Origin of the sequence: Pantoea sp. 1.19, from assembly GCF_001922585.1 — a bacterium.
Classification (GTDB): Bacteria; Pseudomonadota; Gammaproteobacteria; order Enterobacterales; family Enterobacteriaceae; genus 1-19.
Window position 1 is genome coordinate 166,801 of sequence record NZ_MRBS01000004.1, and the last position, 25,644, is coordinate 192,444.

The 25,644-nt window shown below is 62.8% G+C and carries 23 protein-coding genes, 1 other RNA gene and 1 pseudogene; 14 read left to right on the forward strand and 11 right to left on the reverse strand.

Going from position 1 to position 25,644, the window contains the following annotated elements; genetic code table 11:
- Positions 1-54: 54 nt before the first annotated feature.
- From BS626_RS09950 to ruvX, 6 genes are all read left to right on the forward strand, one after another.
- Positions 55-576, forward strand: a complete 522-nt coding sequence (locus BS626_RS09950; RefSeq protein ID WP_075182385.1) for a SprT family zinc-dependent metalloprotease — start codon at positions 55-57, stop codon at positions 574-576.
- 78 nt (positions 577-654) lie between these two features.
- A complete protein-coding gene (gene endA / locus BS626_RS09955) occupies positions 655-1,338 on the forward strand; it encodes a deoxyribonuclease I (RefSeq protein WP_075182386.1) in 684 nt (227 codons plus the stop codon).
- A 70-nt stretch (positions 1,339-1,408) separates the two neighbouring features.
- Positions 1,409-2,140, forward strand: a complete 732-nt coding sequence (gene rsmE / locus BS626_RS09960) for a 16S rRNA (uracil(1498)-N(3))-methyltransferase (protein ID WP_075182246.1) — start codon at positions 1,409-1,411, stop codon at positions 2,138-2,140.
- 47 nt (positions 2,141-2,187) lie between these two features.
- Complete coding sequence (gene gshB / locus BS626_RS09965; protein WP_075182247.1) at positions 2,188-3,132, forward strand: glutathione synthase; 945 nt, start codon at positions 2,188-2,190, stop codon at positions 3,130-3,132.
- Positions 3,133-3,197: 65 nt separating this feature from the next.
- On the forward strand, positions 3,198-3,758 hold the full coding sequence (locus tag BS626_RS09970; RefSeq protein WP_075182248.1) for a YqgE/AlgH family protein: 561 nt from the start codon (positions 3,198-3,200) through the stop codon (positions 3,756-3,758).
- Positions 3,758-4,180 (forward strand): Holliday junction resolvase RuvX, encoded by a 423-nt coding sequence (ruvX, locus tag BS626_RS09975; RefSeq protein ID WP_170870451.1) that lies wholly within the window; start codon positions 3,758-3,760, stop codon positions 4,178-4,180. The genes BS626_RS09970 and ruvX overlap by 1 nt, the downstream gene beginning before the upstream one ends.
- 60 nt (positions 4,181-4,240) lie before the next feature.
- On the opposite strand, the gene BS626_RS09980 is transcribed toward ruvX, so the two are convergent.
- Positions 4,241-5,230: a type IV pilus twitching motility protein PilT gene (locus BS626_RS09980; RefSeq protein ID WP_075182250.1), complete on the reverse strand. Its 990-nt coding sequence runs from the start codon at positions 5,228-5,230 to the stop codon at positions 4,241-4,243.
- A gap of 15 nt (positions 5,231-5,245) precedes the next feature.
- Between BS626_RS09980 and BS626_RS09985 the strand changes: the two genes are divergently transcribed.
- From BS626_RS09985 to hemW, 4 genes are all read left to right on the forward strand, one after another.
- Positions 5,246-5,965, forward strand: coding sequence for a YggS family pyridoxal phosphate-dependent enzyme (locus BS626_RS09985; RefSeq protein WP_075182387.1), 720 nt, complete (start codon positions 5,246-5,248; stop codon positions 5,963-5,965).
- Between the two features lie 8 nt (positions 5,966-5,973).
- Positions 5,974-6,528, forward strand: coding sequence for a YggT family protein (locus BS626_RS09990; RefSeq protein ID WP_075182251.1), 555 nt, complete (start codon positions 5,974-5,976; stop codon positions 6,526-6,528).
- A gap of 204 nt (positions 6,529-6,732) precedes the next feature.
- Positions 6,733-7,326, forward strand: a complete 594-nt coding sequence (locus BS626_RS09995; RefSeq protein WP_075182252.1) for an XTP/dITP diphosphatase — start codon at positions 6,733-6,735, stop codon at positions 7,324-7,326.
- Positions 7,319-8,455, forward strand: coding sequence for a radical SAM family heme chaperone HemW (hemW, locus tag BS626_RS10000; RefSeq protein WP_075182253.1), 1,137 nt, complete (start codon positions 7,319-7,321; stop codon positions 8,453-8,455). The genes BS626_RS09995 and hemW overlap by 8 nt, the downstream gene beginning before the upstream one ends.
- Before the next feature lie 42 nt (positions 8,456-8,497).
- Here the strand turns inward: hemW and lplT are convergent, their stop codons facing one another.
- From lplT to BS626_RS10015, 3 genes and pseudogenes are all read right to left on the reverse strand, one after another.
- Positions 8,498-9,691, reverse strand: coding sequence for a lysophospholipid transporter LplT (gene lplT, locus BS626_RS10005; RefSeq protein ID WP_075182254.1), 1,194 nt, complete (start codon positions 9,689-9,691; stop codon positions 8,498-8,500).
- Positions 9,678-11,834: a bifunctional acyl-ACP--phospholipid O-acyltransferase/long-chain-fatty-acid--ACP ligase gene (aas, locus tag BS626_RS10010; protein WP_075182255.1), complete on the reverse strand. Its 2,157-nt coding sequence runs from the start codon at positions 11,832-11,834 to the stop codon at positions 9,678-9,680. Before aas ends, lplT begins: the two co-directional genes overlap by 14 nt.
- A 462-nt stretch (positions 11,835-12,296) precedes the next feature.
- A pseudogene (locus BS626_RS10015) lies at positions 12,297-14,564 on the reverse strand (molybdopterin-dependent oxidoreductase).
- 155 nt (positions 14,565-14,719) lie between these two features.
- Between BS626_RS10015 and galR the strand changes: the two are divergent.
- Positions 14,720-15,727, forward strand: a complete 1,008-nt coding sequence (gene galR / locus BS626_RS10020) for an HTH-type transcriptional regulator GalR (protein WP_075182256.1) — start codon at positions 14,720-14,722, stop codon at positions 15,725-15,727.
- 6 nt (positions 15,728-15,733) lie between these two features.
- Here galR and BS626_RS10025 read toward each other — a convergent pair whose 3' ends face one another.
- Both BS626_RS10025 and lysA read right to left on the reverse strand, forming a co-directional pair.
- A complete protein-coding gene (locus BS626_RS10025; protein WP_075182257.1) occupies positions 15,734-16,189 on the reverse strand; it encodes a GNAT family N-acetyltransferase in 456 nt (151 codons plus the stop codon).
- 2 nt (positions 16,190-16,191) lie between these two features.
- Positions 16,192-17,451 carry a diaminopimelate decarboxylase gene (lysA, locus tag BS626_RS10030; RefSeq protein WP_075182258.1) on the reverse strand — a complete coding sequence of 420 codons (1,260 nt, stop codon included), beginning with the start codon at positions 17,449-17,451 and terminating at the stop codon, positions 16,192-16,194.
- 112 nt (positions 17,452-17,563) lie between these two features.
- Between lysA and BS626_RS10035 the strand changes: the two genes are divergently transcribed.
- Positions 17,564-18,505: a LysR family transcriptional regulator gene (locus BS626_RS10035; RefSeq protein WP_075182259.1), complete on the forward strand. Its 942-nt coding sequence runs from the start codon at positions 17,564-17,566 to the stop codon at positions 18,503-18,505.
- Here the strand turns inward: BS626_RS10035 and BS626_RS10040 are convergent.
- The 5 genes from BS626_RS10040 to BS626_RS10060 form a co-directional block, all read right to left on the reverse strand.
- Positions 18,481-19,644: an MFS transporter gene (locus BS626_RS10040; protein WP_075182260.1), complete on the reverse strand. Its 1,164-nt coding sequence runs from the start codon at positions 19,642-19,644 to the stop codon at positions 18,481-18,483. The genes BS626_RS10035 and BS626_RS10040 overlap by 25 nt on opposite strands.
- A 936-nt stretch (positions 19,645-20,580) precedes the next feature.
- On the reverse strand, positions 20,581-21,783 hold the full coding sequence (ubiI, locus tag BS626_RS10045; RefSeq protein ID WP_075182261.1) for an FAD-dependent 2-octaprenylphenol hydroxylase: 1,203 nt from the start codon (positions 21,781-21,783) through the stop codon (positions 20,581-20,583).
- A 13-nt stretch (positions 21,784-21,796) separates the two neighbouring features.
- Complete coding sequence (ubiH, locus tag BS626_RS10050; protein ID WP_075182262.1) at positions 21,797-22,975, reverse strand: 2-octaprenyl-6-methoxyphenyl hydroxylase; 1,179 nt, start codon at positions 22,973-22,975, stop codon at positions 21,797-21,799.
- Positions 22,972-24,288, reverse strand: a complete 1,317-nt coding sequence (pepP, locus tag BS626_RS10055; RefSeq protein ID WP_075182388.1) for a Xaa-Pro aminopeptidase — start codon at positions 24,286-24,288, stop codon at positions 22,972-22,974. Before pepP ends, ubiH begins: the two co-directional genes overlap by 4 nt.
- 30 nt (positions 24,289-24,318) lie before the next feature.
- The gene (locus BS626_RS10060; RefSeq protein WP_075182389.1) at positions 24,319-24,900 is read right to left on the reverse strand and encodes a YecA family protein; all 582 of its coding nucleotides are present in this window, start codon (positions 24,898-24,900) and stop codon (positions 24,319-24,321) included.
- 170 nt (positions 24,901-25,070) lie between these two features.
- Between BS626_RS10060 and zapA the strand changes: the two genes are divergently transcribed.
- Positions 25,071-25,400 carry a cell division protein ZapA gene (gene zapA, locus BS626_RS10065; protein WP_075182263.1) on the forward strand — a complete coding sequence of 110 codons (330 nt, stop codon included), beginning with the start codon at positions 25,071-25,073 and terminating at the stop codon, positions 25,398-25,400.
- A 40-nt stretch (positions 25,401-25,440) separates the two neighbouring features.
- Positions 25,441-25,624, forward strand: a non-coding RNA gene (gene ssrS, locus BS626_RS10070) — 6S RNA.
- The last annotated feature ends 20 nt before the right edge of the window (positions 25,625-25,644 follow it).

The window sequence follows — 25,644 nt, forward strand, 5'->3', positions numbered from 1 at the left end:
CAGGCGCAGCCTGCCCCTTGCCTTCCCCCCTTCCCCCATCGTATGCTGCCAAACATGAAAACCCCACGAGTGCCGATTGCGCTACAGCAGGCCGCCCTGGCCCGCCTGCGCGCCCAGCTCCGGCTGGCCAGCGATACGCTGGCACGCCCGTTCCCCGAGCCGACGCTCAGCTTTCAGCAGCGCGGCACCGCGGCCGGTACGGCCTGGCTGGAAAAATGGGAAATCCGCCTTAACCCAACGCTGTTCCTTGAAAACCGCGAGGCGTTTATCGCCGAAGTGATTCCGCACGAGCTGGCACACCTGCTGGTCTGGACGCTGTACGGCCGCGTCCCGCCGCACGGCAAAGCGTGGCGCTGGATGATGGAAGAGGTGCTGGGGGTGCCGGCAAACCGCACTCACCGGTTCACGACCGACAGCGTGCGCGGTAGCCACTTTCCCTGGTTTTGCGCCTGCCAGCAGCATCAGCTAACGGTGCGGCGCCACAATAAAGCCCTGCGCGGGGACAGCCAGTATCGCTGCGTACACTGCGGCGAGCGGCTGCGGCCGGGAACATTTCCGGCGGCACTCCTGCCGTAGGCGACCAGCCGCAATTCTGCTACTCTCCCGCCTTTTGCTACCGGGATGGAGTGAGTCACTGTGTTATACCGGGTTTTACTGCTGTGGGTGCTGTTCACCCTGCATCACGCGCACGCCGCTCAGTCGGTGTATCATCAGAATAATTTCAGCCAGGCGAAAGCCTGGGCGGTTACCCTCCACGCCGATGCACCCGGCACTGTCTACTGCGGCTGCCCGATCCGCTGGCAGGGCAAAAAGGGGATACCCGATCTCGCCGCCTGCGGCTATCAGCCGCGTAAAAACGCCGCCCGCGCGCAGCGCATTGAGTGGGAGCACGTGGTGCCCGCCTGGGCATTTGGCCACCAGCGCCAGTGCTGGCAGCACGGCGGCCGTAAGGCCTGCGCGAAAGATGCCGGCTACCGCCGCATTGAGTCAGATCTGCACAATCTTCAGCCGGCGATTGGCGAGGTGAACGGCGATCGCGGCAACTTTGCCTGGAGCCAGTGGAACGGCGGCGAAGGGCAATATGGCCAGTGTGCGATGAAGGTTGACTTTAAAGCCCAGCGCGCCGAGCCGCCGCCGCGCGCGCGCGGCGTCATTGCGCGCACCGCATTCTACATGCGCGATCAGTACAAACTGCGCCTGTCGCGCCAGCAAACGCAGCTATTTACCGCCTGGAACGCGCGCTATCCCGTTACGCAATGGGAGTGTGAACGAGACCGGCGTATCGCCGCCGCGCAGGGGAATCACAATCCCTGGGTGCAACAAGCTTGCCAGCCATAAAAGCCCTCCCCTACACTAGAGGGATACTTATTCGTCACGCCCGGCGTGACACCGGCTTATCAGGATATTCATGCGTATACCCCGCATTTGGCACCCCGAACCGCTTAAGCCCGGCACCGAAGTGCTGCTGAGCGACGAAGCGGCACATCACGTTGGCCGCGTTCTGCGTATGAGCACCGGCCAGGCGCTGACGCTGTTTGATGGCAGTAATCTGACTTTTGCCGCCAGCATTGTGCAGGCCGATAAAAAGAGCGTAAAAGTATCCCTTGCCGAGGCCACTCTCGACGATCGGGAATCTCCGCTGCATCTGCATCTAGGCCAGGTCATGTCGCGCGGCGAAAAGATGGAATTCACCATCCAGAAATCCATTGAGCTGGGCGTTAACGCGATCACCCCGCTCTACTCAGCGCGCTGCGGCGTGAAGCTGGATGCGGAACGGATGGCAAAAAAAGTGCAGCAGTGGCAAAAAATCGTCATCGCCGCCTGTGAACAGTGCGGACGCAATCGCGTACCCACCGTGCGTGAACCGGTGCCGCTGGAAACCTGGTGCGCCGAAGCCGACGACGGGCTGAAGCTTAATCTGCATCCCCGCGCCAGCCAGAGCATTAATACTCTTCCCCAGCCGGTCTCGCGTGTGCGATTGTTAATTGGCCCGGAAGGCGGCCTCAGCGCCGAGGAGATTGCCATGACTGCCCACCACGGCTTTACCGATATTTTACTGGGTCCGCGAGTATTGCGGACAGAAACCACCGCGCTGACGGCCATTACCGCACTGCAGGTACGCTTTGGCGATTTAGGCTAATTTGAGACGACGCGCACGCGCGTCCCCTCCCCTTGTCAGGAGACACCATGATCAAGCTCGGCATTGTGATGGACCCGATTTCCTCCATCAACATCAAAAAAGACACCAGCTTTGCCTTCCTGCTGGAGGCGCAGCGCCGCGGCTACGCGCTGCACTATATGGAGATGAACGATCTCTATCTGCGCCAGGGCGAAGCCCGCGCACGCAGCCGTTCGCTCGGCGTTGAGCAAAACCCGGACGGCTGGTACAGCTTCACCGGCGAGCAGGATATCGCGCTGGCCGATCTTGACGTTATCCTGATGCGTAAAGATCCGCCGTTTGATACCGAATTCATTTACGCGACCTACATTCTTGAGCGCGCCGAAGAGCAAGGCACGCTGATCGTCAATAAGCCGCAGAGCCTGCGCGACTGTAACGAAAAGTTGTTCACCGCCTGGTTTGCCGATCTGACGCCGGATACGCTGGTTACCCGGCAAACGGCGCGAATCCGCGAGTTCTGGCAGCAACACGGCGATATCATCCTCAAACCGCTCGATGGCATGGGCGGCGCCTCCATTTTCCGCGTCAAGCAGGACGATCCTAACCTGTCCGTGATCGTGGAAACCCTGACTCAGCAGGGCAGCACCTACTGCATGGCGCAAAATTACCTGCCGGCAATCAAAGAGGGCGATAAGCGCGTGCTGGTGGTCGACGGTGAGCCGGTGCCCTGGTGTCTGGCGCGCATTCCAAAATCAGGTGAAACGCGTGGAAACCTCGCCGCCGGCGGCCGCGGTGAAGCGCGACCGCTGAGCGACAGTGACTGGGCCATCGCGCGCCGCGTCGCCCCGACGCTGAAAGCTAAAGGGCTGATTTTCGTTGGTCTGGATATCATCGGCGATAAGCTGACGGAAATTAACGTCACCAGCCCGACCTGCGTCCGCGAAATCGAGGCGGCGTTTCCGGTCTCGATCAGCGGCATGCTGATGGACGCGATCGAAAAACGTCTGGCCTGACAGGTCCCGTCTGGAACCGTCCGCTGATGCCCGCCGTCAGCGGACCTCAATACAGAACTCTGCGAATGAATTTACAGCATCACTTTTTGATTGCCATGCCCGGCCTTCAGGACCCGATGTTCAAACGATCGGTAATCTACATCTGCGAACACAATGATGAAGGGGCTATGGGCCTGATCGTCAATAAGCCGATGGAGAACCTGAACGTTGCGGGCATCCTGAAAAAACTGAAGATTACGCCGCCGGCCGATCCCATTCACAAGCTGGATAAACCGGTGTTTGCCGGTGGCCCGCTGGCGGAAGACCGCGGCTTTATCCTGCACTCCAGCCAGGGAACGTTTGGCTCCAGCATTCGCATTTCGGACAACACGGTGATCACCACCTCTCGCGATGTTCTGGAATCACTGGGCACCGACGGCCAGCCACAGCAGGTGCTGGTGGCGCTGGGCTACTGCGCCTGGGAGCGCGATCAGCTGGAGGAGGAACTGCTGGAGAACGCCTGGCTGACCGCACCGGCCAACAGCAATATTCTGTTCCACACGCCGATCGCCGCCCGCTGGCGCGAAGCCGCGAAAAGCATCGGGGTCGATATCCACAATATCGCCGGCGAAGCGGGGCACGCCTGATGCAAACGGAAACGCTGCTGGCGTTTGATTTTGGCACCAAAAGCATCGGTGTCGCGGTCGGTCAGAGTCTGACCGGCAGCGCCCGGCCGTTAACGGCGCTAAAGGCCCGGGACGGCGTGCCGGACTGGGAAAAAATTGCCGCGCTGCTGCAAGAGTGGCAACCCCAGCGCCTGGTGGTTGGCCTGCCGCTGAATATGGACGGCACCGAGCAGCCGCTGACTCAGCGGGCGCGTAAGTTCGCCAATCGCCTGCACGGCCGTTTTGGCCTGCCGGTTGAACTGCAGGATGAGCGGCTGAGCACGGTGGCGGCACGCGCCGATCTGTTCTCCCGCGGCGGTTTCCGCGCGCTGGAAAAAGGCAGCGTGGACTCCGCCTCTGCCGCGCTGATTCTGGAAAGCTGGTTCGAAAGCCGTCCGCAGTAGGCCCCATTTGCCCCCGGCCAGATGCCCCCGTCGCGGGCAAACGGGGTACGCCCGTGGTGATCACAGTACGCCCGCAGCCTGACGCTGCGCCAGGCTTTGGGCAAAAGTCTGCATGCCACTGCGGCTGGCGGTCTCCATCAGCCCGGGTAGCTGATGTCCCTTGCCTTCACGGATCAGCGTCGCCACCGCGGGGGTGCTCAGCAGCAGCTCAAACAGCGCCACCCGCCCGCAGCCGGCGGCCGGAACCAGCCGCTGAGCAACCACCGCCCGCAGGCTTCCGGCCAGCTGGCTACGCACCGTCGCTTTCTCCTCCGCCGGAAAAACGTCGACCAACCGCTCAATGGCCTGCGCGGCGTGGCGGGCGTGCAGCGTGGCCAGCACCAGGTGCCCGGTTTCGGCGGCGGTCAGCGCCAACCGGATACTGTCGGCATCGCGCAGCTCGCCCAGCAGGATCACATCCGGGTCTTCGCGCAGCGCCGCGCGCAGCCCTTCGCTGAACGATGCGCAGTGTTCACCCACTTCGCGCTGTTGAATGAGTGACGCGCCCTCGCCGTACAGGTACTCGATCGGATCTTCCAGGGTAATGATATGCCGCGCCGGCTGCTGATGCATCGCCGCAACGAGCGCCGTCAGGGTGGTGGATTTACCGCTGCCGGTGGCGCCGCTCACGAGAATTAACCCTCCGTCGCAGTCGGTGAGCGCCGTAACCGCCGCCGGCAGACCCAGTGCGGCGGGCGTGGGCGCCTCGGTCGCCAGCCGGCGCAGCGCCAGCGACAGGCCGTGGTGCTGATAAAACAGGTTGGCGCGCAGGCGATGACCGCACACCGTCAGGGCAAAATCGAGCTGCCCGTGCTTCGCCAGCCGCGCGCGCTGGCGCGCATCCAGCTGCTGCTCTGCCCATGCGGCCAGCACGCTGGCCGCCAGCGGTTGCGCGTTGGGCAGCGGCGACAGACGCCCCTCGCAGCGCCAGCGCGGGAAATGGCCACTACACAGGTGTAGATCCGAGGCGTTCTGATTTACACTAAGGGTCACCATTTCAGCGACATTCATATGCGTTCTCCAGAGATGACCGTGATTGAGCAAAACCTACAGCAAATCCGCAGGCAAATCGCCGCCGCGGCTGAGCAGTGCGGCCGCGATCCGCACGATATTTCTCTGCTTGCAGTGAGTAAAACGAAACCTGTGAGCCTGATCGAAGAGGCCATCGCCGCCGGCCAGCGCCGCTTCGGTGAAAACTATGTACAGGAGGGCGTGGACAAGATTAGCCTGCTGCGGCCGCGCTACCCGGATCTCGAGTGGCACTTTATCGGGCCGCTGCAATCCAACAAAACCCGGCAGGTCGCCGCGCACTTTGACTGGTGTCATACTGTCGATCGCTTGCGTATCGCCCGCCGCCTGAACGACCAGCGCCCGGATGCCGTACCGCCACTCAACGTGCTGATTCAGGTAAATATCAGCGAAGAGGCCAGCAAATCTGGCATTATGGTGGCCGAACTGCCGGGCCTGGCGGCGGAGATTGCCGCACTACCGCGGCTCAGGCTGCGCGGCGTGATGGCCATTCCGGCGCCGGAAGCCAGCTATGCACGGCAGCTGGCCGTCTGCCAGCAGATGGCGGCGGCGTTTCATCATCTGCAGGCCGTCCATCCCGAAGCCGACACGTTGTCACTGGGAATGAGTGATGACATGCGCGCGGCTATTGCCGCAGGCAGCACGCTGGTGCGTATTGGCACCGCGATTTTTGGCGCCCGTGATGCCGGCGCGGCAAACCCGAACAACCCACACTGAGGAACCTCATGCTGACATTGACGTTTTTGGTCAAAACGCTTATCGATCTCTACGTAATGGTGCTGCTGCTGCGCATTTGGATGCAGTGGGCACGCTGTGATTTTTACAATCCGCTGGCGCAGTTTGTGGTGAAAATTACCCAGCCGGTTATCAAGCCGCTGCGGCGTATTCTGCCGTCGCTGGGACCGATTGACACCGCCTCCCTGCTGCTGGCATTTGTGCTGACGACCCTGAAATATCCACTGCTGCTGCTGATTCAGGTCGGCGCGTTTTCCGTCGATCCGGTCAATTTACTGGTCGGACTGCTATCGCTGCTGAAGTCCGCTGGCTATCTGGTGTTCTGGGTGATCATTATTCGCTCGCTGATGAGCTGGATAAGCCAGGGACGCAATCCGGTTGATTACGTGCTGATTCAGCTGACCGAGCCGCTGATGGCGCCAATTCGCCGCTTCCTGCCGGCGATGGGTGGCATCGACTTTTCGGCGATGGTGGTGATTCTGATCCTCTACCTGCTGAACTACCTTGGCATGGACCTGTTTCCGGGCCTGTGGTACCTGCTCTAACCCTGCTCCTCCACCGCGGCGGCACCGCCGTCGCGGCTTCCCCGTGGCGTGCGCCGCGGTGACCTGATACCATACCCGCCGGTGCATGACCGCGCCCGAAGGCCAACTCCCGCTGCGCGCCGCGTCATCGCACCGTTATCCTTTTTCACCGCACGCTGGCCCGACCCAGGTCGCGGCATCATCACGTAAGCGCAGGAATGTCACATGCAAAAAGTCGTATTAGCCACCGGCAACCCCGGCAAAGTCCGCGAGCTGGCGGATCTGCTTGCCGATTTTGGTCTGGACGTGGTGGCGCAAACCGATCTCGGCGTCATCTCCGCCGAGGAGACCGGCCTCACCTTTATTGAAAACGCCATTTTGAAAGCGCGTCACGCCGCGGCGAAAACCGGCCTGCCGGCGCTGGCCGATGACTCCGGGCTGGCGGTCGATGCTCTCGGCGGCGCCCCGGGAATCTACTCGGCCCGCTATGCGGGCGAAGCGGCCAGCGATCGACAGAATCTGGAAAAGTTGCTTGCCGCCCTGCACGAGGTGCCGGACGATCGGCGTCAGGCGCAGTTTCACTGCGTACTGGTCTGGGTACGTCACGCCGATGATCCGGTACCGCTGGTGTTTCACGGCCGCTGGGATGGGGTCATTACCCGCGTGCCGGCTGGCGAAGGCGGTTTTGGCTACGATCCGATTTTTTATCTGCCGGCGCTGGGCAAAACCGCCGCCGAACTGAGCAAAGCAGAAAAACAGGCGATCTCCCACCGCGGTCAGGCACTGACGCTGCTGCTGGATGCCCTGCGTGATGACTGATTTACCGCTGCTCAGCCTGTATATCCACATTCCGTGGTGCGTGCAGAAATGCCCCTACTGCGATTTCAACTCCCATGCGCTCAAGGGCGAGGTGCCGCACGATGATTACGTGCAGCACCTGCTGCGCGATCTGGAGCAGGACCTGCCGCTAACCGGCGGGCGGCCAGTTAGCACCGTTTTTATCGGCGGAGGAACGCCGAGCCTGCTCTCCAGCGCCGCGATGCAGACGCTGATGGACGGCGTACGGGCGCGGCTGCCGCTGGCCGCTGACGCGGAAATCACCATGGAAGCCAATCCCGGCACCGTCGAAGCCGACCGCTTTAGCGCTTATCAGCGCGCGGGGATTAACCGGATTTCGATTGGCGTGCAGAGCTTCAGCACGGAAAAACTGACCCGGCTGGGGCGCATTCACGGCCCGGAAGAAGCGGTGCGCGCCGCGCGGCTGGCGGCCGGGCTCGGCCTGCGCAGCGTTAATCTTGACCTGATGCACGGTCTGCCCAATCAGTCACTGACAGAGGCGCTGGATGATTTGCGTCAGGCGATCGCACTGGATCCGCCGCACCTCTCCTGGTATCAGCTGACCATTGAGCCGAATACGCTGTTCGCCTCACGCCCGCCGCGCCTGCCGGACGACGACGATCTGTGGGATATTTTTGAGCAGGGAGACCGCCTGCTGCGCGCCGCCGGCTATGAACAGTACGAAACCTCGGCGTACGCCAAACCGGGTTACCGCTGCGAGCATAATCTCAACTACTGGCGCTTTGGGGATTACCTCGGAATTGGCTGCGGCGCGCACGGTAAGCTGACGCAACCCGATGGCGAGATTGTCCGCACCACCAAAACCCGCCATCCGCGGGGCTTTATGCAGGGTCACTACCTCGATAAACGCCACAGCGTAGCAGCGGCGGACAAGCCGTTTGAATACTTTATGAACCGATTCCGCCTGCTGGAAGCCGCGCCGCGCGCGGAGTTTTCCCGGCTAACCGGCCTGAATGAAAGTGTGATTCGCCCGCCGATTAACGCAGCGCTGGCGGCAGGCTATCTGACTGAAACCACCAGCCACTGGCAGATAACTGAAAAAGGCAAACTGTTCCTGAATTCACTGCTGGAACTGTTTCTCGCCGACTAAGCCGTCGCCAGAGTCGACCGCCCGGCGGTCGACTCTGGTTAGCTAGCGCGTTTTCTGCGCCAGCTGCCATCCCCACAGGACGGCAATCGCCAGTGCGAACAGCGCGCCAAAGCCGATGCCGGTGGCGACGACCGGGGCACCGAGCTTGATGGCCAGCGAATAGAGCGCCAGCATCAGCAGCATGGCGGCGTTTTCACCGAGGTTTTGCACCGCAATCGCGTTACCGCTGCCCACCGTCGCTTTGCCGCGCGCCTGCAGCAGCGCGTTCAGCGGCACCACAAAGAAGCCGCCAAGCACGCCAATCAGCAACAGAATCACATAGGCGGGGAGCAGGCTGTGTTGCAGGGCAAAACCCACCACCGCCACGCCAATCAGCACGCCGGCGGGCATGCAGCGCGCCACCGTCTCCAGCGTCACCAGCCGCGCGGCGGCGCCGGCGCCGGCCACAATACCGACCGCCACCATCGCATTCAGCAGCGTGGGCGTGGCGTTATCGCTGATGCCCAACGCGACCGGCACCCACAGCACCAGCAGAAAACGCAGCGTGACGCCGGCGCCCCAGAACAGGCTGGTTCCCAGCAGAGAAAAGCGCGTCTCGCCGTTGCGCCACAGCACCGTGCAGGCCAGAAAAAAGCTGCGTGACATGGCGACCGGGTGCCACGACTGACCCGGCCGCGCCGCCAGCAGCGCCGGGATCAGCAGGTTCGCCGCCACCGCCAGCGCGTAGGCCAGCACGCACACCACCAGCGCGCCGATCAGGCTCCAGTCAGCCAGCACCCCGCCGGCGACCGATCCGAGCAGGATCGCCGCAATGGTGGAGGCCTCCATTAATCCGTTGGCTTTGACCAGCTTCTCCCCGCTGGTCAGCTCGCCGAGAATGCCGTATTTCGCCGGCGAGTAGGCCGCCGCGCCAATGCCCACCAGCGCATAGCCAACAAACGGATTCAGGCCGCAGCCGATGGTCAGGGCGCCGAGCAGTTTCAGGCCGTTAGCCACCATCATCACCCGCCCCTTGGCAAAGCTGTCGGCGATCTGGCCAACAAACGGCGCCAGCAGAATATAGGTAGCCACAAACACCATCTGCAGTACCGGCTGGCTCCAGTCGGGATAGCGCTGCTGTTTAATCACCGCCAGGGTCGCGAACAGCAGGGCGTTATCACCAAACGCCGAGAAAAACTGTGCGCCGATCGTCGCCAGCATGCCGCGCGACAGCAGTGAGGGATTATTCTGCGACATGAGCCTGCTCCGCCAGCTGTTTCAGGGTGACAAAATCGGGTTTGCCGCTGCCAAGCAGCGGCAGCTGCGACAGCGAACGAATATCGCGCGGCACCGCCAGCTCCGGGCTGCCCAGCGCGCGCGCCGCCTGCTGCAGGCGCTCACGGGTCAGCGTCGGGTCGGTGGTGAACAGTACCAGTGCCTCACCGCGCGTCCCGTCCGGGCGGCTGCTGGCGGCGTGCTGTTTCTCCGGCGAGGCGCGCAGCGCAATCTGCTCCACGCTCTCCAGCGACACCATCTCACCGGCCAGCTTGGCGAAGCGTTTCGCCCGCCCGGTGATCTGCAAAAAGCCCTGATCGTCAAAGGTTACAATATCACCAGTATCGTACCAGCCGGCCTCGCTCACGCCCTCCCCATTGTCCGCCGCCGGCGTTTCCAGCACCCCGGGGCGCTCCACGCGCAGATAGCCCTTCATGATGTTGGGACCGCGCAGCTGCAGCCGTCCGCCCTGCTCAATGCCCGGTACGGCGATCAGGCGCGAATCCATGCCCGGCAGCAGCCGCCCCACCGTATGCGGGCGCGCCACCATTGGCACGTTAATCGCTACCACCGGGGCACATTCGGTGACGCCATAGCCCTCAAGAATGCGGATACCGTAGTGGTCCTGCCAGGCCTGGCGCACGCCCTCCTGCAATTTTTCCGCGCCGGCCACCACGTAGCGCAGGCGGGCGAAATCGTACGGATTGGCAAAGCGGGCGTAGTTGCCAAGGAAGGTCGAGGTGCCAAACAGCACCGTACAGTTACGGTCATACACCAGTTCAGGCACGATGCGGTAGTGCAACGGGCTGGGATAGAGAAACACCTGCGCGCCGGTCATCAGCGGAGTCAGCAGCCCCACCGTCAGGCCAAAAGCGTGAAACAGCGGCAGCGCGGACATAAAGCGATCGCGCGGCGTGAAGTCGGCCACGGTGCGAATTTGCTCGACGTTGGCCAGCAGGCTTTTATGCGAGTGCACCACCCCTTTCGGCTGTCCTTCCGATCCGGAGGTAAACAGCACCATCGCCGGATCCTCCGGCTGCTGTCGAACGCTTGCCAGCCGTGGCAGCAGCAGGTGGCCAAGGATCCACAGCTTATCCTGCAGGGTCACCGTGCCTTTCAGATCCTCCAGATAGACCCAGCGCACCTGGCTGACGCCTTCCGGCAGGTGCTGCAGCTTGCCCTTCTCAAGGAACTGACGCGAGGTAAACACCGTGTTAATTTGCGCGGCGGTCACCGCACAGGTCAGGCCGCTGACGCCGGCGGTGTAATTCAGCATTGCCGGGACGCGGCCGCGCATCGAAGCCCCGAGGATTGCCGCGGCGGTGACCGTGGCATTGGGCAGCAAAAGGCCAATGGTTTCCCCCGGCGCGCTGTAGCGCGCCAGAATACGCCCGACGCCGAGCGCCTTTTTGAGCAGGCCATTATAGCTGTCAGGGGCAAAATTGATGTCTTCAATGCACGGCTTAAAGCGGCCATAGCGGGTCGCGGCGCTGAGAAAAGCCTCATACAGCGTTTCGCGTGGGCGCACCTGCATCCGCGCTTCCATCATGATGTGATGCAGATGTTCACCGGCCAGCTGCCGGCGGTCGCGGGCGCGCGGCGCCTCCGGCATCGGGATCAGCGTGGGGGGCAGCACCGTCAGAGTAATGCGGGGAAACAGGCGACGTCTGACCACGCCGCCCAGGCGGCCAAAGAAACTGTACTCCGCCCCTTCGATGCGCACCGGCACCACCGTCGCCTGTGATTTTGCCGCCACAAAGCCGGCCCCGCTGTAGATTTTCATCAGCGAGCCAGTCAGGGTGATGCGCCCTTCCGGAAAAATCACTACCGGCCGCCCTTCACCCACCAGCCTGACCAGGTGTTTGAGCGACATCGGACGGGTGGGATCCAGCGGCACAAAATCGATCAGTGGCCTCAGCGCCCGCATATACCAGCGACCGGCAATGCTGCCATAGACGGCAAACACCGGACGGACGGGCAAAAACAGCGCCAGCAGCACCCCGTCCAGAAACGACATGTGGTTGGGAACAATCAGCACTTTTTCTTTATGCAGCCCGGACAGATCACCGCGCAGCGTGGTACGAAACAGTAAGCGACAGAGGAAACGAAACAGACGGAAAATCATGCTGGCTCCATTAGCATCTTAAGATGGCAACACCATGCCGCATCGCCATGATTTTCTCAATAAGTCCGTTCATTCCCCGGCATCAGAATAAAAAAAACCCACGCATCCGCGTGGGTTGGTGCAACTGAACAGGTGGCAACATACGGGTATGCGCCGGTCCACCAATAATACCTCTGGGAGGCACATTCTCAGCGAAAAGCGCGCCGCGCCTCCAGCGCCAAAACGCAAGAGAGTGGGTCGAAATGCAACCAGATATGTGCAATCGGCGCGCGATTTACATTCCCCGCGGCCGGCGCCGGCAAAAAAAAACCCACGCATCCGCGTGGGTCGGTGTAATCAACGTTATTTCTGGTGATGTTCACCCATTCATACCTCTGGGAAAACCACTCTACTCGCGACGCGATCGTCGACGCCAGTTCGCTTTGGCAACAGTTCGGCGCAAAGTGTAACCAGCCATAACCCTCAGTCAGCGAGTTTTTCCACCTCAACCAGGCAGCTCATCGCATTCGGTCCCTGAGTCAGGGATGAGGTTCCGATATCCAGCGTCAGCACGTTGGGATTGCCGGCGCGATCAAACGCCTGCCAAGGACCGCCAAAGCCGGGATCGAACCAGGCACCGGTGGCAATCAGCACCACGCCCGGCGTAACGCCGTCGCTGAGGCGCACCCCGGCGCGCATCTCACCGCGATCGTTGCGTACCGCCACCGCCTCTCCGGCAGAAATACCCCGCGCGGCCGCATCGTCCGGATGCATCAGCAGCGTCTCATGACCGGCGGTTTTCGCCGCCTGTACCGACGGCGTGGCGTCCATCTGGCTGTGCAGCCGGTCTTCAGGCTGGAGCGATATCATGTGCAGCGGGTAGCGCTGGCTCTGCGCGCTCCCCAGCCACTCCTTCGGCTCGCGCCACTCGGGATGTCCAGCCATGTCCGCCAGGTGATAGTTCGCGATAGTGTCACAGTAGAGCTCAATTTTACCGCTGGCGGTCTGCAGCGGATGCTGCTGCGGGTCGGCGCGAAAATCCGCCATAAACACCCACGGCGTCTCCCTGGCCGGCACCTCTGCGTAGCCCTGCTGCCAGAAAGTAGCAAAATCCGGGAAGTCGACGCCGCGCGCCGCATGCGCTTCGGCACACTGCTGATACAGCTGGGCAATCCAGCCCGCTTCATCGCGCTGTTCGGTGAAGCGATCGCGATAGCCGAGGCGCTCGGCGAGATCGGCGAAAATAGCCCAGTCGTCGCGCGCCTGATGCTGCGGCGCAATGGCCTGATGCATCGCTAGCACAAAACGATCGCGGGACGAGCCACCGATGTCGTTGCGTTCCAGCGTGGTGGTGACCGGCAGCACGATGTCCGCCATCTGCGCCGCCGGCGTCCAGACGATGTCCTGCACGATCACCGTCTCCGGACGCTGCCAACCCGCTGCCAGCCGGTTAAGCTGCTGATGATGGTGGAAGGGGTTTCCCCCCGCCCAGTGAATCAGCCGGATATCCGGATAGCGCAGCGTTTGCCCCTGGAAGCCATATTCCGCCCCCGGGTTCAGCAACATATCGGCAATGCGCGCCACCGGAATCGCCTGGTCGGCAATCGGGTTCACACCGGCGGACATCATCGGTGCCGGTCCGTCCACCCGCGGATTGCCAACGCTGTTCATCGATCCGTGGCCAAAAGAGAAACCGCCGCCGGGCAGACCGGGCTGGCCAAGCATCGACGACAGCGCAATCATCATCCAGTAGGGCTGTTCGCCGCGGTGGGCGCGCTGCACCGCGTAGGCGCAGGTGATAAAGCTGCGTTTGCCAATCAGCTGCTGCGCCAGTCCGGTGATGCGCTCTGCGGGAATGCCAGTAATGGCGCTGGCCCACTGCGGGGTTTTCGCCTCGCCGTCGCCGCGGCCGCTCAGGTAAGCCTGCAGCGCCGGCCAGCCCTCGCAGTGACTGTGCAGAAACGCCGTATCCACCCCGCCCAGCCGCATCACCTCATGGCCGAGAGCCAGCATCAGCGCCACGTCGGTGTTGGGCCGGATGGGGATCCATTCGGCGTTGAGCCACGCCGGGCAGTCGTCGCGCATCGGGCTGATATTGATAACCGGCGTACCTTTTGCCGCCAGCTGCTGCAGCGCCGGTTTTAGCGAATGCTCACCGGCGCCGCCGGACGCTACCTGGGCATTTTTCAGCGCCAGCCCGCCAAAGGCGATAAACACCTCGGCGTGTTCAACCACCGACGGCCAGTCGGTGACCCGTCCGGTCAGCGGCTGCCAGGTGCCAATCACATAGGGCAGAAAAAACTGCGCGGCGCCCCAGCTATAGTTGCCAAGCTGATCCACCGCGCCGCCGCCAAGATTATAGAACCGACGCACCAGGGTGCGTGCATGATGTACCCGTCCGGCAGAAGACCAGCCGTATGATCCGTCAAACAGCGCGCTGGCGCCATAGCGGTCGCGGATGCGGCGGTTCTCGTCGGCCACCAGGTCCAGCGCCGTCTCCCAGTCCACCGCCACAAAATCTTCCCGTCAACGCAGCGTGCGGTCGCTGTTTTCCCGCCGGGCTAACCACGAGCGCCGCACCATCGGCTGACGGATCCGGCGGTCCGAGTAGACCAGCTCCGGAATCCGGGCCAGCATCGGTGAAGGATCGGCATCGGCAAAAAAGGGGTCGCAGCGGGTCAGGACGCCCCGCTCGGTGACGGCGGTGAAGGCGCCCCAATGGGCCAGGTGTGGAAATTTTTTTACGCTCATCAGGCTGTCCGACAGGCAGAAAATCAGTGGGATACAGCATACCATTCCCGGCGCGTTTTGCGACGCACCGCCAACGCCGCCGACTTGAACTCCCGGCGCTTTTCCGCAACACTGGCGCGATGTGTCAACGTTTACCCACGATGAGCAACTAACCGATGGCCACCATTAAGGATGTCGCCCGGCTCGCGGGCGTCTCGGTAGCGACCGTCTCGCGCGTAATTAATCAGTCGCCAAAAGCCAGCGACGCCTCCCGTCAGGCGGTATTGAGCGCCATGGAATCCCTGCAGTACCATCCCAACGCTAACGCCCGCGCGCTGGCGCAGCAGTCGACGGACACCCTCGGCCTGGTGGTGGCCGACGTGGCCGATCCCTTTTTTGGCGCCATGGTGAAGGCCGCCGACGAGGTAGCGGAACGCACCGGCAATTTTCTGCTGATTGGCAATGGTTATCATCAGGAACAGAAAGAGCGGCAGGCGATTGAGCAGCTGATACGCCACCGCTGCGCGGCGCTGGTCGTGCATGCTAAGCGGGTGCCCGATGCGGAGCTGGCCCGGCTGATGCAGCAGATCCCGGGCATGGTGCTGATTAACCGCACTCTGCCGGCGTTTGCTTCACGCTGCATCGCGCTGGACGATCGCCACGGCGCCCGGCTGGCCACTCGCCATCTGATTCAGGCCGGTCATACGGAAATTGCCTTTATTTGCTCCACCCACCGCATTTCCGATGCCGATGAGCGTTTGCAGGGCTACTACGACGCCCTGCGCGAGCACGGCCTGCCCTGCGAGGATCGGCGGGTGGCGTTTGGCGAACCGGACGAGGTGGGCGGCGAAAGCGCAATGACCGAGCTGCTGGGGCGCGGGGGAGCATGTACCGCCGTGGCCTGCTACAACGACTCCATGGCCGCCGGCGCGCTGGCGGTGCTCAGTGATAATGGCGTACGGGTGCCGGAAGAGATGTCACTGATCGGTTTCGATGATGTGCTGGTGTCGCGCTATGTCCGCCCGCGCCTGACCACCATTCGCTATCCGATTGTTACCATGGCGCAGCAGGCGGCCGAACTAGCGCTGGCGCTGGCGCGCGGTCAGCCGCGCCCGGCGGTGACCACGCTGTTCAGTCCGACGCTGGTGCGCCGTCATTCGGTCGCCCCGCCTGCCGGAGTGTAACAGGCGCTACAGCGCCCGCTGGTACAACCGTACCGGCGTTGCCGGATAATCCAGCCCGTCGCCGATATAGCGCCAGCCAAAGCGCTCGTAGTAGTCAGCACAGGCCGAATAGAGGTAGAGATGCTGATGACCGCGGCCGCGCGCGCAGGCGATGACCGCCCGCTGCAGCCGCTCGCTCACTCCCTGCCCGCGCGCGTCCGGGTCCACGTACAGCGCCGCCAGCCAGGGGAACAGATCCTGTCGGCTGATCAGATCGCAGCGCCAGAGGCCTACCGTACCGACCGGCCGATCGCCATCCAGTGCCAGCCAGGTAACCGGATAGTCGCCGTTGCGCAGGCTGGCGTCAACGATGCTGGCAAAAAAGTCGCGGCTCTCACGGTTGCCAAAAGCCTGCCACAGCCAGTCGGTCACCCGCGCCGCGTGCTGCGGCGCAGCACGCAGATCCACCACCTGAAACGTCACGCTTACGCCTCCAGCGCCAGCAGCTCCGCCAGGGTCTGGCGACGGCGGATCTGCCGCACCTCGCCGCGATCCAGCAACACCTCCGGCAGCAGCGGCCGGCTGTTGTAGTTGGAGGACATGGAGGCGCCGTAAGCACCGGTATCGTGAAACACCAGGTAGTCGCCCACCTGCACCGTCGGCAGCAGGCGGGGTTCAACCTTGCCGCCCTCCAGCTGGGTAAAAACATCGCCCGACTCACACAGCGGGCCGGCGACCACCGTCTCGACCGTTGCCGCCTCGCTCAGCGGCTCACCCGCGGCGCTAAGGGCGGTAATGTGGTGATAGCTGCCGTACATCGCCGGACGCATCAGGTCGTTGAAGCCGGCATCCACCAGCACAAAGTGGCGGCGGCCCATGGACTTCACGGCGCGCACCTGCGAAATCAGCACCCCGGACTCCGCCACCAGAAACCGTCCCGGCTCCAGCTCCAGCGTCACCGGGTGTCCCAGCCGGGCGGCAATGCGCGCGCGCGCGCCGTTCCACAGGCCGTAGTAGTGTTCGGTGTCAATGGCCTCCTCCCCGCGGCGATAAGGGATCGACAGACCGCCGCCGGCGGAGATCGCCTGCAGATCCTGACCGCTGTCGCTGACCAGCTGTACCATTGCATCGCACACCTGTGCCAGATGGCCATAATCCACGCCGGAACCGATGTGCATATGGATCCCCACCAGCCTCAGGCCATACTGCGCGATGGCCGCCAGCGCCAGCGCCAAATCGCCATGCCAGATACCGTGCTTGCTGTTTTCACCGCCGGTATTGGTTTTTTGACTGTGGCCATGACCAAAGCCGGGATTGACCCGCAGCCAGACGCGATGACCGGGCGAAACCGCCCCCAGCTGATGCAGCATATCCACCGAACCGGCATTCACCGTAATGTCCAGTTCGACGACTCGCGCCAGGGTGGCCTCATCCAGCACATCGGCGGTAAACACAATATCGTCGCTGTCAGCGCCGGGCGCATAGCCGGCGGCCAGCGCTCGCTCAATCTCGCCGAGCGAAACGGAATCCACTTTCACCCCCGCCTCACGCATCAGCCGCAAAATATGGATGTTGGAGCAGGCCTTTTGGGCAAAGCGCACCACGTCAAACTGCTGTAGCTGAGCAATACGCTCGCGGATCACTGCGGCATCATAGACCCACACCGGACATGAGTACTGGCGGACCAGCGCGTGCAGCGCGGTCGCATTCAGGGCGGCGTCGGGGTGGCTTAGGGAACGGGGCATACAACTCTCCTTATCAATATTGGCGTATTACGCCACAGCGCGGCCTGACTGAAAAATATCTATATCGCCGAAGTCTATTCATTTACGATATAGCTTTGCCGGAATGATCGCCATGGCTGCCGTCACCCACCGTCACATTGAAATTTTTCACGCCGTAATGACCAGCGGTAGCCTGACCGCCGCGGCCGCGCTGCTGAACACCTCCCAGCCCACCATCAGCCGGGAGCTGGCGCGGTTTGAGCGCCTGAGTGGCCTGCGGCTGTTCACCCGCGAACGCGGTCGACTGCACCCTACGGTGCAGGGGCTGCGGCTGTTTGAAGAAGTACAGCGCTCCTGGTACGGACTGGATCGGATCCTCGATGCCGTTGAAGGGCTGCGGCAGTTCCGCCAGGGCGAGCTGTCCGTGGTGTGCCTGCCGGTATTCTCGCAATCGCTGCTGCCGGCCGTCTGTCACCCCTTTTTACAGCGCTACCCCGACCTCAGCCTGACCATCACCCCGCAGGAATCCCCGCAGCTGGAAGAGTGGCTGTCGGCCCAGCGGCACGATCTTGGGTTAACCGAATCCGCCAGCGCGCCGGTGGGCACCGATCTGACGCCGCTGCTGACCCTGAACGAAGTGTGCGTGCTGCCGGCCGGGCACCGGCTGGCCGCCCGCGAAACGCTGACGCCGGCCGATTTTCACGGCGAGCATTATATCAGCCTGTCGCGCAGCGACAGCTACCGTCAGCTACTGGACGCGCTGTTTCATGAGCATCAGGTCGCGCGGCGCATGGTGATGGAAACGCACAGCGCCGCGTCGGTCTGTGCGATGGTCAGGGCTGGAGTGGGGATGTCGGTGGTCAATCCGCTGACGGCGCTCGACTATGCCGGCAGCGGCGTGGTCGTGCGCCGCTTCAGCGTCGCGGTGCCGTTCACCGTTAGCCTGGTTCGTCCGCGCCATCGCCCGGCGTCGGCGCTGGCCGAGGCTTTCAGCCAGCATCTGCTGGCCAGCGTCCCGACGTTTACCGGGCGACTTAGCGCGGTATTAGATCAGGCGCGCACCGGCTGCGGCTGACCCCGACCGCGGCGAAAGGTCAGGAGGCAGACCAGCAGACCCACGACCGCCAGCGCGGCGGCGGCGACCGGTACCGCCGTGAGGCTGAAGCCCCTGGCAATCACAGCGCCCCCCACCCACGCCCCCAGTGCGTTACCGATGTTGAACGCCGAAATGTTCAGGGTAGAGACCAGGTTCGGCGCGTCTTTACCGTGGCGGACCACGTTAATCTGCAGGCCCGGTACGGTGGCAAAGGTGGCCATCGCCCACAGAAACAGCGTCACCTCAGCCAGCCACAGGGCGTGGCTGGTCCAGCTGAAGGCCAGCGAAAACAGCGCAATCAGCGAGAAACTGAGGATCAGGCTGAACGAGACTTTCCAGTCGGCCAGCTTGCCGCCGAGGATATTGCCGACGGTCAACCCGGCGCCAATCAGAAACAGGGTCCAGCTGACGCCGCGATCGCTGATGCCGGTTACCTGTAGCAGCAGCGGAGCGATATAGCTGAACAGGGTGAACATCGCGGCGGCAAAGCAGACGGTCATCAGCAGCGACAGCCACAGCTTACCGTTGGCCAGCGCACCGATTTCACTGGCCAGATCGACCGGCTTTTCATGACGGTTATGCGGCAGGCTGACGATCAGCGCGATAAACGCCAGCACGCCAATCACCGCAACGCCCCAGAAGGTGGCACGCCAGCCAAAGAGTTGACCAAACCAGGTGCCCAGCGGCACGCCCAGCACGTTAGCCAGCGTCAGGCCGGTGAACATCAGCGCCACCGCGGACGCCTGCTTACCGGCGGGTACCAGGCTGGCGGCCACTACCGCGCCAATCCCGAAGAACGCACCGTGGCAGAGGGCGGTGATTATCCGCGCCAGCATCAGCAGGTTATAGCTGTATGCCAGCGCACAGAGGGCGTTGCCGACGATAAAAATGCTCATCAGCAGGATCAGCGTGCGTTTGCGCGGCAGTTTGGCGGTCAGCAGCGCCATGATCGGTGCGCCGATGGCCACGCCCAGCGCATAGCCGCTGATGAGCCAGCCGGCAGAGGGAATCGACACCCGCAGATCGTTGGCCACCTCCGGCAGCAATCCCATAATGACGAACTCGGTGGTGCCGATAGCAAAGGCGCTGAGCGCCAGCGCCAGCAATGAAACAGGCATAACAATACTCCAAAAAAAGAGGAACGGGCGGCGATTGCGGTCGGGCAGTCCGCACGACGCTGCCGCGCTAATGAGTGATCTACGTCACATTCTAATACTAATAGCACAACCTGCCACACGCATACAGTGCCGCCGCCGCAAGGGTGTATTGCCGGCGACACAACGGCCTGACACGACCATCCAGGATATTTTCAATGTTGTTTCCTGCGCTGGCACTGCGCGCCGTGTCCTTCCTGTCATGAGCAGGATAATCCAGCTAAGCCGCGCGCCGTCGCGGCCAATAACGCTTCAACAACGAACAATGGCGGGGAGAAGTCGATGCGACTGGCCATAATGCGGCCGTCCGCTGTCTGGCAGGCTGCCCGGAGGCGAGGATCAGTACAGCGGGGAAGCAGAGAAACGGGGGCGATATGACCCGTAGGGGCATCCCGGCCATTCTGGGGCTGAGAAGGCGGGGCATCACCATTACGCTCACGCCGGAGTTCAACCTGCCTCCTGCGCACGTGGCCAACGACGCCGCTCCCCCAGTGAAAGCCAGACCTCCACAGTGCGATGGGGCGGGGTGTGGCATAAACGCAGAGGCATCCGCCGCTGCGCTTTCGCAGCGGCCAGATCGGCGAAGCGGATACCCGGTATGGCGGCAGTTTGATTTTTGCCATGCCGCTCAGCGTCCACGGCAATCACCTGATACCCCCCGGCTGAACTACCGCTGGCACAGCACCGACTGCATCGTGGTGGCGGCCAATGCCGGCATGCTAAAGGATATGTCCGGCGCGAGCCTGTATAACGCCAGCGACGATACGCTGGCCGGGACTATCGCCGGTTTCAGCCGCAGGCTTGCCGATTCCCATAACGGCGAATTGCTGTATCAGGATGTGGCGCTCGACGCCCCCGGGGCCCGCTTTGACGGCTGGCTGGCGCAGGCAAATCGGCCGCCTAGCGTAGCCAGTCAGGCAGATCGTGCAAGCCCATTGCCTGCTCAAGCAGCCTGGGCTTCACGCCCGGCAGGCGGTCCGCCAGCCGCAGGCCAACGTCGCGCAGCAGCTTTTTCGCCGGATTATCCCCGGCAAACAGCGTACGGAAGCCCTGCATGCCGGCCAGCATCAGCGCCGCGCTCTGCTTACGACTGCGCTCGTAGCGGCGCAGACTCAGGTGCTGGCCTATGTCTTTCCCCTGCTGATGGAGACGGCGAATCTCGCCAATCAGCATCGCGGCGTCCATCAGTCCCAGATTGGCTCCCTGCCCGGCCAGCGGGTGAATGGTATGGGCCGCGTCGCCTACCAGCGCCAGCCGGTGAGCAGCAAACTGGCGGGCATAGCGCGCGGTCAGCGGAAAGGTTTTTCGCTCCCCTTCCACCTGGCACAGACCGAGTCGCATATCGAACGCCACCGACAGCTGCTGGTTAAACAGCGCCGTCGACATCGCCTGCAGCCGCGTGGCTTCCTGCGGCGGCAGTGACCAGACTATCGAGCAGAGATGCGGATCCTGCAGGGGCAGGAACGCGAGGATCCCGTCGCCGTGGAAAACCTGACGCGCGACGGCCTGATGCGGTCGCGCGGTGCGGATGGTGGCCACCAGCGCGTGATGCTCATAATCCCAGAACGTCAGCGGAATGTCGGCTTTTTGCCGCAGCCAGGAGTTAGCGCCGTCGGCGGCGATCAGCAGGCGGGCGCTCATCATGCTGCCATCCTGCAGGGTCAGAAACGCCTCGTTGTCGCCAAACGCCACCTGCTGCAGGCTGGCAGGGGCAATCAGCGTCAACTCACTAAGGCCCTGTGCGCGCTGCCAGAGCGCCTGGTGAATAACCGCGTTCTCGACGATATGTCCCAGATGGCTGAGCGTTTGATTATGGTCATCAAAGCGGATTGCACCAAAGCTGTCGCGCTCCCACACCTCCATGCCGTGGTACGGTGCGGCGCGCTGGGACAGCACTGCCGGCCAAACGTCGAGGTGCTGCAGCAGCCGTTCGCTGGCGGCATTGATGGCCGACACGCGCAGCTGCGGCGGCGCATCGTCCGCCAGTGGCAACGGCGGCTGCTGCTCCAGCACCGCGACGCGCAGGCCACTGCCCTGCAGGCCGCAGGCTACGGTCAGGCCAACCATCCCGCCACCGGCAATAATTACATCAAAGGTTTGCATGGCTCATCTCTCCTCATCGCGGGACCCAGCCCAGCGTCCGTTTGGCCAGTCGGTGACGCACCAGCGGTAAATTATCCATCGCCATCAGGCCGAGATTACGGCCGACAACCAGCGGGGTATAGCGGTTGGCAAACAGCCGGACCAGCGCATCGGTAATGCCGATGGTCTGCTGCTGATCGGGCCGGCGGCGCTGCTGATAACGCTGCAGTACGCCGTAGCTGCCTATGTCTTCACCGCGGCGCTGCGCGGACGCCAGGGTTTCCGCCAGCGACATCACGTCACGCAGACCAAGATTAAAGCCCTGACCGGCGATCGGATGTAGGGTTTGCGCCGCGTTGCCCACCAGCGCCAGCCGGTGGCCAACGTGCTGCGACGCGGTATGCAGGGCCAGCGGATAGTCGTCGCGGCGCCCCACCTGGGTGAGTTGGCCAAGACGCCAGCCAAACGCCCGCTGCAGCTCCGCCAGAAAACGGGCATCGCTCCAGCCGCGGACAGTCTCGCGCGCCGTCAGCGGATGACACCAGACCAGCGAGCTACGCCCGCCGGACATCGGCAACAGCGCCAGCGGGCCGTGTTCGGTAAAACGTTCAAAAGCCCGTCCCCGATGCGGCTGCGCCGAGGAAACATTGGCGATGACCGCCACCTGCTGATAGTCATTTTTTAGCCACTGCACGCCGCAGGAGGCCGCCACCGGCGAGCGTGCACCATCGGCGGCCACCAGCAGCGTACCGTTCAGGCGCTCGCCCGAGCGCAGCGTGACGCTGACGCTGCCGGCGCGGCGATCCACCGCGGCCACGCTGTCAGGGCAGCGCAGGCTGACGCCAGGTGCCTGACGCAGGCGGGCGTAGAGCCGCTGACCGGCATCGTGCAGCTCGATCACCTGCCCCAGTGCCGGAACGCCATAGTCTGCGGCCAACAGATTGACAAAGCCCGCGTGCCCGCGGTCGCTGACGTGGACATGGGTGATTGGCGTGGCCACCTCCCGCAGCAGCGGCCAGAGGTTAATGGCCGCCAGCTGCTGGCAGGTACCGTCGGCCAGCGCGATCGCCCGGCCGTCGTAGCCCGGGTGCGCGCGGCTGTCCGGCTGCGTCGCTTCAATCAGGATGACCGGCAGCCGGCCGCGGGTCAGGTGGGAAATCGCCAGCGCGAGGGTGGCGCCGGTCATGCCGCCGCCGGCAATGATCACGCTCATGGCTGACGCGCCGCCGCCATCAGCGCCTCAATGGCATCAGGGTCTTTAACCACCGCCTCCGTCAGGTTTTCATGGCCGTCGGCGGTGATCACGATGTCATCTTCAATGCGGATGCCGATGCCGCGGTAGGCCGGTGGCACAGCCGCATCTGCGGCGATATACAGGCCCGGCTCGACGGTAATCACCATGCCCGGTTCCAGCGGGCGGCTGCGTTCGACGCCATAATCACCGACGTCATGCACATCCAGCCCCAGCCAGTGGCTGAGCCCGTGCATAAAGAAATCACGATGCTTCTGTTCGGCAATCAGCGTTTCGACGTCGCCCTGCAGGATCCCCAGCCGCAGCAGCCCGTTGACCATCACCCGCACCACCGCATCGTTCACTTCACGAATGCTGGTACCGGGTTTAAACTGGCTCAGCGCCAGCTTGAGCGACGCCAGCACAATGTCGTAAATCTCGCGCTGCGCCGGGGTAAATTTGCCATTCACCGGAAAAGTACGGGTAATGTCACCGGCGTAGCCCCGGTATTCACATCCGGCATCGATCAACACCAGCTCACCGTCGCGCAGCGTGCTCTCGTTTTCGGTGTAGTGCAGGATACAGCCGTTCTCGCCGGAGCCGACGATGGTGTTATAGGCGGGGTAGCGGGCGCCGTGACGGGTAAATTCGTGGTGAATCTCCCCCTCCAGCTGATACTCCATCATGCCGGGACGACACTGCTGCATCGCCCGAGTGTGCGCCAGCGCGCTGATGCGGCCCGCCTCGCGCAGCAGGTTCAGCTCTTCTTCGGATTTAAACAGCCGCATTTCATGCAGCCAGGGACGCCAGTCGGTGACGGTGTGCGGCGCGCGCAGCTGCTGGCGACCGCCGCGGCGCAGCGTCTCCAGCGCGCCGTGCAGCAGCGCGTCGCTCCAGGCATACAGTCCCGGCGCGTGATACACCACGTCAAGCCCGTTTAGCAGCTGCGGCAGCTGTTCGGCGATATCGCTGAACGGCAGGGCGCGATCCACCGCCAGAGTCTCAACCGCGCGCGCCTGCCCCAGGCGGCGGCCAAACCAGATCTCCGCGGTTTTATCACGCAGGCGGTTGAACAACACGCTGTGCTGATGGGTTTCCGCGCTTTTGATCAGCACCAGCACCGCCTCCGGCTCGTGAAAGCCGGTCAGGTAGCTAAAGTCGCTGTTTTGACGATAGGGATATTCACTGTCGTTGCTGCGCGTTGCTTCCGGTGCGGCAAAGAACACCGCGGCGCTTCCCGGCACCATTTTCTGCAGCAGCGCCTCGCGGCGGCGCAGATACTCCTGCTGACTGATCGACATCTTCACCTCTCCCCCGAACACCCATTAATGTAGCGTAGGTTTTGGATTCTCTACCGCGGTCGGCGCTGCCGGACGCGTAAAGGTATCGTGGCACAGCAGCGCGGCGACGCGCACGTACTCGATCACCTCTTCCAGCGACTGCGCCAGCTCTTCTTCATCTTCGTCTTCGTCGTAGCCCAGCTGAGCGATGGTCCGCAGATCGTCAATCGCCTCGCCGGTTTCGCCAGTGACTTTGTCCAGCTTTGGCTGAGTGACGCCCAGTCCCAGCAGGAAATGGTTGACCCAGCCGGCCAGCGCATCCGCGCGATCAAACACCGTGATATCCTCCCCTTCCGGCAGCCAGAGCTGGAAAGCAAAGCCCTCATCCTCGAGGGCATCAGCGATCCCCTGATGGATTTGCGCCAGCGGACGGGACAGGGTTTGCGAAAACGCGAGGCCCTCGTTGGTTAGCTCGTGCAGCAGGGTCATCCAGCTGCTGTCGGCGTTGCCGCCGCAAATCAGGCCGCTGAGCAAGCCGTGCATTTCCGCCGCCATCATTCCCACGCCCTGCTGGCTGAGCAGTGACGCCAGTGTGTCGTATTCGATTACTTCGTTTTGTCTGGACATGCGCATTCGTCGTCGTTGCCTGGAATAGTTCATGGTATGCTACCACCAGGTGCCTGAATGATTCCAGAAAGGGGTTGTTTCTTCACTCAAGGGTAGATTATAGTGGCGCCCCTCCCGAGCCCATGGGGTGTTCAGGGTGAGCGGGCGAAGAATTCAGTCAGGAAGGTGGCATGTCTGCACAACCGGTAGATATTCAAATTTTTGGCCGTTCGTTACGAGTAAATTGTCCGCCTGAACAGCAAGATGCGCTGAATCAAGCCGCCGAGGACCTCAATCAACGGTTGCAAGATCTTAAAGTTCGCACTAGAGTCACCAATACAGAACAACTGGTGTTCATCGCGGCGTTAAACGTCTGCCATGAGCTGGCGCAGGAAAAGGGCAAAACCCGCGATTACGCCGCGAACATGGAACAGCGTATCCGCGTGTTGCAACAGACTATCGAGCAGGCATTGCTCGAGCAGGGTCGCATCACTGAACGCCAGGGTGTAAAATTCGAGTAACACGTCATGGTTGTCCACTGCGCGACAACGGTGTCGTAAAATTTCTCTGAGATGTTTGCAAGCGGGCCAGTCCCCTGAGCCGATATTTCGAAAAAACAGAACGTGGCGCCTCGTAGCCTGTGCGCATGCTCGGTCCGTCCGAGAAGCCTGATGGCTGCGACGACATGTTCACCTTGAACCAAGGGTTCAAGGGTTACAGCCTGCGGCGGCATCTCGGAGATTCCCACCTTTTTTTCAGTCGTGT

Coding starts and splice junctions, on each gene's coding strand:
- zapA (WP_075182263.1), top strand. CDS start 25,071: ATGTCTGCACAACCGGTAGATATTCAAATTTTTGGCCGTTCGTTACGA.
- BS626_RS09980 (WP_075182250.1), bottom strand. CDS start 5,230: ATGAATGTCGCTGAAATGGTGACCCTTAGTGTAAATCAGAACGCCTCG.
- lysA (WP_075182258.1), bottom strand. CDS start 17,451: ATGCCCCGTTCCCTAAGCCACCCCGACGCCGCCCTGAATGCGACCGCG.
- BS626_RS10040 (WP_075182260.1), bottom strand. CDS start 19,644: ATGCCTGTTTCATTGCTGGCGCTGGCGCTCAGCGCCTTTGCTATCGGC.
- hemW (WP_075182253.1), top strand. CDS start 7,319: ATGACTGATTTACCGCTGCTCAGCCTGTATATCCACATTCCGTGGTGC.
- ubiI (WP_075182261.1), bottom strand. CDS start 21,783: ATGCAAACCTTTGATGTAATTATTGCCGGTGGCGGGATGGTTGGCCTG.
- ubiH (WP_075182262.1), bottom strand. CDS start 22,975: ATGAGCGTGATCATTGCCGGCGGCGGCATGACCGGCGCCACCCTCGCG.
- BS626_RS10035 (WP_075182259.1), top strand. CDS start 17,564: ATGGCTGCCGTCACCCACCGTCACATTGAAATTTTTCACGCCGTAATG.
- aas (WP_075182255.1), bottom strand. CDS start 11,834: ATGATTTTCCGTCTGTTTCGTTTCCTCTGTCGCTTACTGTTTCGTACC.
- BS626_RS09950 (WP_075182385.1), top strand. CDS start 55: ATGAAAACCCCACGAGTGCCGATTGCGCTACAGCAGGCCGCCCTGGCC.
- BS626_RS09970 (WP_075182248.1), top strand. CDS start 3,198: ATGAATTTACAGCATCACTTTTTGATTGCCATGCCCGGCCTTCAGGAC.
- BS626_RS10060 (WP_075182389.1), bottom strand. CDS start 24,900: ATGTCCAGACAAAACGAAGTAATCGAATACGACACACTGGCGTCACTG.
- galR (WP_075182256.1), top strand. CDS start 14,720: ATGGCCACCATTAAGGATGTCGCCCGGCTCGCGGGCGTCTCGGTAGCG.
- BS626_RS09990 (WP_075182251.1), top strand. CDS start 5,974: ATGCTGACATTGACGTTTTTGGTCAAAACGCTTATCGATCTCTACGTA.
- lplT (WP_075182254.1), bottom strand. CDS start 9,691: ATGTCGCAGAATAATCCCTCACTGCTGTCGCGCGGCATGCTGGCGACG.
- BS626_RS09985 (WP_075182387.1), top strand. CDS start 5,246: ATGACCGTGATTGAGCAAAACCTACAGCAAATCCGCAGGCAAATCGCC.
- ruvX (WP_170870451.1), top strand. CDS start 3,758: ATGCAAACGGAAACGCTGCTGGCGTTTGATTTTGGCACCAAAAGCATC.
- gshB (WP_075182247.1), top strand. CDS start 2,188: ATGATCAAGCTCGGCATTGTGATGGACCCGATTTCCTCCATCAACATC.
- BS626_RS09995 (WP_075182252.1), top strand. CDS start 6,733: ATGCAAAAAGTCGTATTAGCCACCGGCAACCCCGGCAAAGTCCGCGAG.
- rsmE (WP_075182246.1), top strand. CDS start 1,409: ATGCGTATACCCCGCATTTGGCACCCCGAACCGCTTAAGCCCGGCACC.